We start from the raw sequence: 7,311 nt of genomic DNA on the forward strand, positions 1-7,311 counted from the left end.
CTCCCCTCCCGCACTTTCAGCACGCCGCGGCTACCATTATCGAAGTAAGAAATCTCTTCGAGCTCATCCGGCATCTCCACTACCCTGCCCGACATTTTGGTAAAATTGAGGGACATATCCCAGTTGAACTTCCCGGTTTGAACCGGCTTGATCGAAAGTAGCAATTCCACGCCCTTATTCCTGATCAAACCAATATTGGTATAATAAAATGAGTAGCCCGAGACATTAGACACCGGAGCCCGGACGATCTGATCCTTGCTATCCATTGTAAAATAGGTTGCGTCCAACATTACCCGGTTATTCAAAAAGCGAAGCTCTGTACCAAATTCCATGGATGTCGTCCTTTCCGGTTTTAAGTTTTCGGCGGCGGTGGTAGAGCGCCGGACGTAGCCAGGTACCGTGTTTCCAAACGGAAAATTATCAGCGAGTTCGTAATACGCACCTATCACGTATGGATCCGTACCCTTACCTACCTGTGCCCACGACGCACGAAGCTTGCCGTATGTCAGGATATTGTTTTTCGGAAGGTTTTCGGTAAAAATATATCCCAGATTGAATGAAGGATAAAAGAACGAATTGCTGGCCACCGGCAATGTGGAAACCATATCATTTCGCGCAGTAATGTTCAGGTACAGCATCTCCTTATAGCTCAGCTTGGCATCACCGAAGAAGCTCACGATCCGGTATTGAAGTGGCGAATAAAACCGCTTTTGCTGATTGCGATAACTGCTGATTTCATCTGTGAAAGGTGCTTTCCATCCTTCACCACGCTCGTAGTAGCTGTCAGGACGTTTGCTATCGACCACCGAATTCCCTACCATGAGTGAACCGGTCCAGTTTTCATTAAACTGCTTGGTGGCGGTGACATATAAATTGGAATTGATCTCGCGGTAATTGATAGATTCCTTGATCAAAAATCCTTTTACCGCAGTTCCGACATCAAAAGTACTGTCTACCTGGCGCTTTCTGTGTTCGTTGAATGCATCGTAAGTGATCTGGTATTTCGCAGTCAGCCAGTCTGTGATCTGATAGTTTAATGTAAGATCGGCAATGTACCTGTTGACTTGATCAACCCGGGGACTTTTTTCAACGAGGTAGCGAGGGTTATCCGTAAAGCCGGGGAGCAGGTTCTTATACGAACCGTCGGGATTCAAGTAGTCGTTGACGTCATAGGTATTGGGCCAATAGGACAATGCACTGAAAATCGATTTATCGCCAGCAGGAGGGCGTTTTCCACCGGACCGGATGTGGTTAAATGAGCCGGAAGTAGAGAATTTTTTGGTAAAATTATAAGTACCGGCAATTTTCCCCGACGTTCTGGAAAAATCGGTAGTAGGTACGATTCCCTGTTGATAATTGTGACCTGCCGAAAAATAAATGTTGCCTTTTTCGGTTCCTTTGGTCAAACTAATATTGTTGTTAGTCCGAAAACCAGTCTGGTAAAATCCGCGGAAATTATCGTAGATCTTATCCGTCGTATTATCAATGATCGACGGGCCAAATGACTGGTATGGTGTACGTTGCCTTATTTCCGTAGGCGAAATAAACTCCCCGAACCTGCCCTGAACAAAGCGCGTCTGAATGTCCGGCGATTTTCCCAGCACATCAATTCCGCCTGATGTCGAGACGGATACATTGAGCTTACCCGATTTCCCACGTTTGGTGGTAATGATAATCGCTCCATTCGACGCCCGCAATCCGTACAATGCCGTCGCGGCCGGGCCTTTCAGCACTGATATACTTTCAATGTCGTCGGGGTTAATGTCTGCCGCGCGGTTGGTATTGGCAAATTGTTCCGACGCACCCGGAGAAGCCGTTCCAGCACTCGGCAGCGGGTTTCCGGCTGTGGTAGCATTGCTGATAATGATGCCGTCGATGACAAATAGTGGCTGATTATCAGCACTCCCGCTCAATGAGGTGATTCCTCGCAGAATAATGTTGACACCAGCACCCGGCGCGCCTCCCGAACCGGTGATGACCGCACCTGCGACCTTCCCTTGCAATGCACCTATCATGTTGGGATTGCCTGAATTCCGGATCTCGTCGGACTTGATGGATTGTACCGAGTAACCGATCGCCCGTTTTTCCTGCGTCTGCCCCAATGCGGTCACTACCACTTCGTCCAGCACCGACACGTCGGTCTGCATGGTCACATTCAGGATTTTTTGACTGGTCACATTCATTTCCACTCTTTTGAAACCAATAAAACTAAAAACCAATGTTCCCCCGGAAGCAACCGAAATACTGTAATCGCCTTTTTCATTGGTAGAGGTGCCTTGCGACGTGCCCTTGACACTCACACTGACCCCGGGAATCTCCGATCCGTTCTGATCCCTGACCTTTCCGGTTACCGCAGCATTCTGCGCTTTTGCATTCCAAAAAATCGTCAAAGTAAGCAAGACGATCCATAACTTGCTGTGAAGTAGTCTGTTCATCATCATTAATTAGGTAAGATTTAAATAAATTTTACAGCGTAAGTTGCAATTTATTCTATAAAAAGTAATACCTATACTACCCTATTAATCAACTTAAAGTAACATAACCAGTACTATCAGACAAATTGCAGCCTTACTATATTTAGAATAGAAAAGGTCAAAAAAGTAACGGTACTAGAAAAATAGTTTTTTAACTAGAAAAATAGTTATATGTTTGTCACATGGAATTAGACAAGCTGACTAACAAGGAGGAGGAGGTGATGCAGGTACTTTGGAATTTGCAAAGTGCTTTCGTAAAAGACATGCTCCCGCTTTTTACCGAACCAAAACTGCACTACAATACGCTCTCGACCATTATTCGGAACCTGGAAGAAAAGGGTTATGTAGATCACCGGCAGTTCGGGAATACCTACGAATATTTCCCTATCGTGGCAAAGGAGGATTACCAGAATTATTTTGTGCTGAATAAAGTCGTCGGAAATTATTTTAACGACTCCTACAAAGATCTGGTGGCTTATTTTGCTAAAAATGAAAAAGTGAGTCCCGACGATTTACGCGAGATCATCAGGATGATTGAAGAAGGAAAGTGACGAATTGATGTTTTACCATTAAATCAACAACTTATGCTGTTCCTATACCTCATGAAAGTCAGTATGTTACTGGCAATTTTGACGCTGGGCTACCGCTGGCTAATCCAGTTTGAAACCTTTTCTAAACTTAATCGCGCGCTGTTGTGGCTGAATGTAGCCGCGGCCTGGTCGCTACCGCTTATTCCGCTCGCCGACTGGGGCCCGGTGGAGGTACAGGCTGAATTTCACCAGACCATTCCTAAAATCGCGGAGGCTATCCCAGTGGTCAGGCAGGAGATTTCCTCATTCAATCCCGCGCCTTCCATCATTAACCGTCAGCATTTGCCGCAATGGAACTTCATGGACGTACTGACACTCATTTACCTGGCAGGGGTAGCATTCACGGCGGCCATTTTTCTTTTTCAGGTCGGCCGGTTGATACGGTTACTTTGGAAATCTCCGTCTCAAAAGTCCACCGATGGCGTGATTTTCATCTGTGATGAGCATAATACTTCACCGTACTCATTCTTTCGCTGGGTAATCTATAATCCTCAAAATCATTCAAAAAGCACATTGCAACATATTTTGGCGCACGAAACAGAACACGTGCTACAATGTCACAGTCTGGATCTGTTGCTTGCTGAATTACAGCGCATTGTGTTATGGTTCAATCCGTTTGCCTGGTTTCATCAACGGCTGGTTCAGGCTAATCTGGAATATCTGGCTGATCGTGGCGTGCTGGATCGTGGTTGCGAGAAAAAAGAATATCAGTTCGATCTGCTGAGAACAGTTCTTCAAAACCGGGAGCTGCCATTGACCAATTCGTTTGCTCAATCACTTTTAAAAAAACGCATTAGAATGATGAATAAAAAACCGTCACATTACTTAGCCTGGGGCAAGTATGGCTTACTGATCGGAATATTGTATTTATCCTCCGCATTCGTTGCGCCTTATACTGCTAAGGTTACTGAATTCCTGCCGCCGCTGGTTGGTGTGGTATTTGAAGCTCCCAGTCAAACAGATGCACAAGTTGAAAGACCCATTGAAACAAAACAAAATCTGATTCCTGTTGCTGCGCCAAAAGCTATCACTACGATCGATAGTAGCCAAACTGTCAAGCCAGAGAAGGTGAAAAGTAAATGGATTGTTGAGCAGAACGGAACGCTTTACTATGCGATTTCGCCGCTGGCAACCTGGGATGATATCAACGAAATCAAAAAAGAGGTGAAACGATTTGGTGCTGAAATGAATATCAATTCCATTGAGTACGATCCATTACAGAAGTTTATCACTCATCTGACTGTCCATATCGAGACGAAAGGTGGAAGTAGCAAAGCCACGGAAGGTGAAGGTAAATTCGTGCCTATGAAAGGAGAGTCGGGATACATCGGCAAAAGTCAAATGGGTACTGGTGGCGATCAGCCGCAGCTGGTTAAGGCATTACAAGATGATTATGATAAGGCATTGGAATTTGCGAAAGCGCACGAGACAGAATATTTCGAATACCGTTTGGTTCAAAAAATCAATGACGAAAAACTTGGTTCGTCCTCGCGAGGTCTTGAAAAAGGAGCTCTCGAGGGAGAGCATGCGGCCGAGATATTAAGTTCGCAGGGGGTCGGAAAATCAAAAGACAACCTTTTAAAACTTACCTCGATGCACAGGGATGCTGAATGCTATTTAGATTCTCAGCCCACAACCTTGTCCGAACTAAACGAGCTACCATTCAGTAAATTCAAAGCTATAAAAATCATCAGAGACAGCAGAGGCAAGGAGTATATCATTGTTTACAGTAAATAAAAATGGGCCGCTCATGATAGCGGCCCATTTTTAACAATATATTCAATTGTACTTATTTCAATCCTAACTCCTCACCAATCCCCTTCACTTTCTCTTTCAGATCCGCATATACGCTGTCGAAGTCTTCGTTTTTCTCCAATGCAGCACGTACGCCTACGTAGAACTTGATTTTAGGCTCGGTACCGGATGGACGGCAGGTAAACTTGGTTCCGTCTTCTGTGAAGAACTGCAATACATTCGATGGCTCGATACCCATTTCGCCAGAAGGAATTGAATGCGTAGTTCCGCTCGTAAAATCGATCGTACTCAGCGCTTTGTAATCGTCCATTCTGACAACCGGCGAACCGGCCAATGTTTTTGGAGGATTAGCCCGGAAATCAGCCATCATTTGCTGGATTTCATCCGCACCTGATTTTCCTTTTTTAGTCAGAGAGATCAATCCTTCGTAATAGAAACCAAACTGTTTGTAGATTTCCATCAACATATCGAAAAGGCTCAATCCCTTATCCTTGGCATAAGCTGTAAGTTCAGCAATCATCGCACAGGAAGCGATCGCATCCTTGTCACGCACTGCATCACCGATCAGGTAGCCGTAGCTTTCTTCACCACCGCCAATAAATTGCTCGATACCTTCTTTTTCGCGGATTACCTGGGCAATGTATTTGAAACCGGTAAGGGTATTATAACATTTCACATCATAGGCCGCAGCCATTTTGTCGATCAGGTCCGTGGTCACAATGGTCTTGCAAACAAACTGGGTGCCAGTCAATTTACCGGCATCTTTCCATGCATTCAGGAGATAGTAAATCAATACGCTGGCTGTCTGATTACCATTCAGCAACTGTATTTCTCCATGATGATTTTTAACCGCGATTCCTACGCGATCTGCATCGGGATCGGTTCCCATGACCAGGTCCGCATCGATTTCTTTTGCTTTTTCCACCGCCATTGACATTGCTTCGCTTTCCTCCGGGTTTGGATAAACTACCGTTGGAAACTGACCATTGCCTTTGGGCTCTGCCTGCTCTTCAATCACCGTTACTGCTTCGAAACCCATCTTGGCTAGCAAGGTCGGTACCAGCGTAACACCGGTTCCGTGCAACGGTGTGTATACGATTTTAAGATCTTTCTGGCGCTCCAGTGCTCCTTTGGAAATGGATAGCGACAAAATATGTTCCATGTATTTTTCATCTACCTCGGCACCAATTTTGATGATTTTAGAAGCATCACCATCAAATTTCACCTGGTCAATCGATTCAATAGCATTGACTTCCGTGATAATGTTGGTATCGTGAGGAGCTACTACCTGCGAACCGTCGTCCCAGTAGGCTTTGTAGCCATTATATTCCTTCGGGTTGTGAGAAGCAGTCACTACCACTCCACTTTTACAGCCCAGCAAACGGATCGCGAAAGACAGCTCAGGCGTAGGACGCAATGCTTCGAAAAGGTAAACAGTCATTCCGTTCGCCGAGAAAATATCCGCAATGATCTTCGCAAATTCATCCGACTTAATGCGGCTGTCGTAAGCTATAGCTACTTTTTTCTCTTCATTTGGAAACGCCTTATTGAGGTAATTGGCTAGTCCCTGAGTGGCCGTACCTACCGTATACCGGTTCATTCGGTTGGAACCGATTCCGATCAGTCCTCTTAATCCTCCTGTTCCAAACTCTAAATCTTTATAAAATGCATCTGTTAATTCCGTGTCGTTCCCTTCATCAATCAGTTGTTGAATAGATTGTTTTGTATCGATATCATAATCACCGTTGAGCCAGCTGCTCACTTTGGTCATCACACTCGGTTCCAATTTTGCAGTCATAATTGAGTTAAATAGAATTGATTTTGATGTAAATATATTACGGAATTATTTAATTATTTCCAGCTCTTGTTTCTCTGTTTGCTTGACTGTTTCTTTTGCAGTCTTATGGATCAGTTCTGCTACCAGCCCGGTCCAGCCAGTTTGGTGGCTGGCTCCGCATCCGCGACCATTATCCCCATGGAAATATTCGTAAAACAAAACGTGCTCATTGAAATTAGGGTCTTTCTGCATTTTCTCATCATGACCATACACTGCCCTGTTTCCTTCGGTATCTTTCTTGAAAATATCGATCAAACGGCACGCAATCGCCACAGCGGCATCTTTAATGGTCGCCAGGTTTCCCGAATTCGTCGGGTACTCGACCATAAAGTCTTCGCCGTAGTATGCATGAAACTTCATCAGCGAGTCAAAAATCAGGTAGTTCAATGGAAACCAGATCGGCCCTCGCCAATTGGAATTCCCCCCCATAATATCCGTCAATGCTTCGGCAGGCGTATAATCCACTTGCAACACTTCTCCATTGATATAAAACTTATACGGGTTTTCCTCATGGTACTTGGACAATGCACGAACGCCGTAATCTGATAAAAATTCATTTTCATCGAGCATCCGTTTCAGGATCATTTTCATCCGGTGACCACGCAGAATAGATAGTAACCTATTTTCCCCTTTTCCTGACTCAAACCACCGCGAG

General features: G+C 44.9%; 4 protein-coding genes and 1 pseudogene. 2 read left to right on the top strand and 3 right to left on the bottom strand.

The features are described from left to right. Window positions 1–2,441: SusC/RagA family TonB-linked outer membrane protein (locus ABIO93_RS21400; protein ID WP_348071431.1), on the bottom strand; the 2,441-nt coding region annotated here is incomplete at its 3' end. A 215-nt stretch (window positions 2,442–2,656) separates the two neighbouring features. Between ABIO93_RS21400 and ABIO93_RS21405 the strand changes: the two genes are divergently transcribed. Together ABIO93_RS21405 and ABIO93_RS21410 are read left to right on the top strand one after the other, a co-directional pair. Further along, window positions 2,657–3,025 carry a BlaI/MecI/CopY family transcriptional regulator gene (locus ABIO93_RS21405; protein WP_348071433.1) on the top strand — a complete coding sequence of 123 codons (369 nt, stop codon included), beginning with the start codon at window positions 2,657–2,659 and terminating at the stop codon, window positions 3,023–3,025. Window positions 3,026–3,058: 33 nt separating this feature from the next. Beyond that, window positions 3,059–4,801: a M56 family metallopeptidase gene (locus ABIO93_RS21410; RefSeq protein WP_348071435.1), complete on the top strand. Its 1,743-nt coding sequence runs from the start codon at window positions 3,059–3,061 to the stop codon at window positions 4,799–4,801. 52 nt (window positions 4,802–4,853) lie between these two features. On the opposite strand, the gene ABIO93_RS21415 is transcribed toward ABIO93_RS21410, so the two are convergent. After that, entirely contained in the window at window positions 4,854–6,617 is a 1,764-nt protein-coding gene (locus ABIO93_RS21415) for a phospho-sugar mutase (RefSeq protein WP_348071437.1), read from the bottom strand. 45 nt (window positions 6,618–6,662) lie between these two features. Then, window positions 6,663–7,311: pseudogene (locus ABIO93_RS21420) on the bottom strand (glucosidase); the annotation flags it as partial.

This window comes from Dyadobacter sp., from assembly GCF_039919315.1.
Taxonomy (GTDB): domain Bacteria; phylum Bacteroidota; class Bacteroidia; order Cytophagales; family Spirosomataceae; genus Dyadobacter.

Coding starts and splice junctions, on each gene's coding strand:
- ABIO93_RS21405 (WP_348071433.1), top strand. CDS start 2,657: ATGGAATTAGACAAGCTGACTAACAAGGAGGAGGAGGTGATGCAGGTA.
- ABIO93_RS21410 (WP_348071435.1), top strand. CDS start 3,059: ATGCTGTTCCTATACCTCATGAAAGTCAGTATGTTACTGGCAATTTTG.
- ABIO93_RS21415 (WP_348071437.1), bottom strand. CDS start 6,617: ATGACTGCAAAATTGGAACCGAGTGTGATGACCAAAGTGAGCAGCTGG.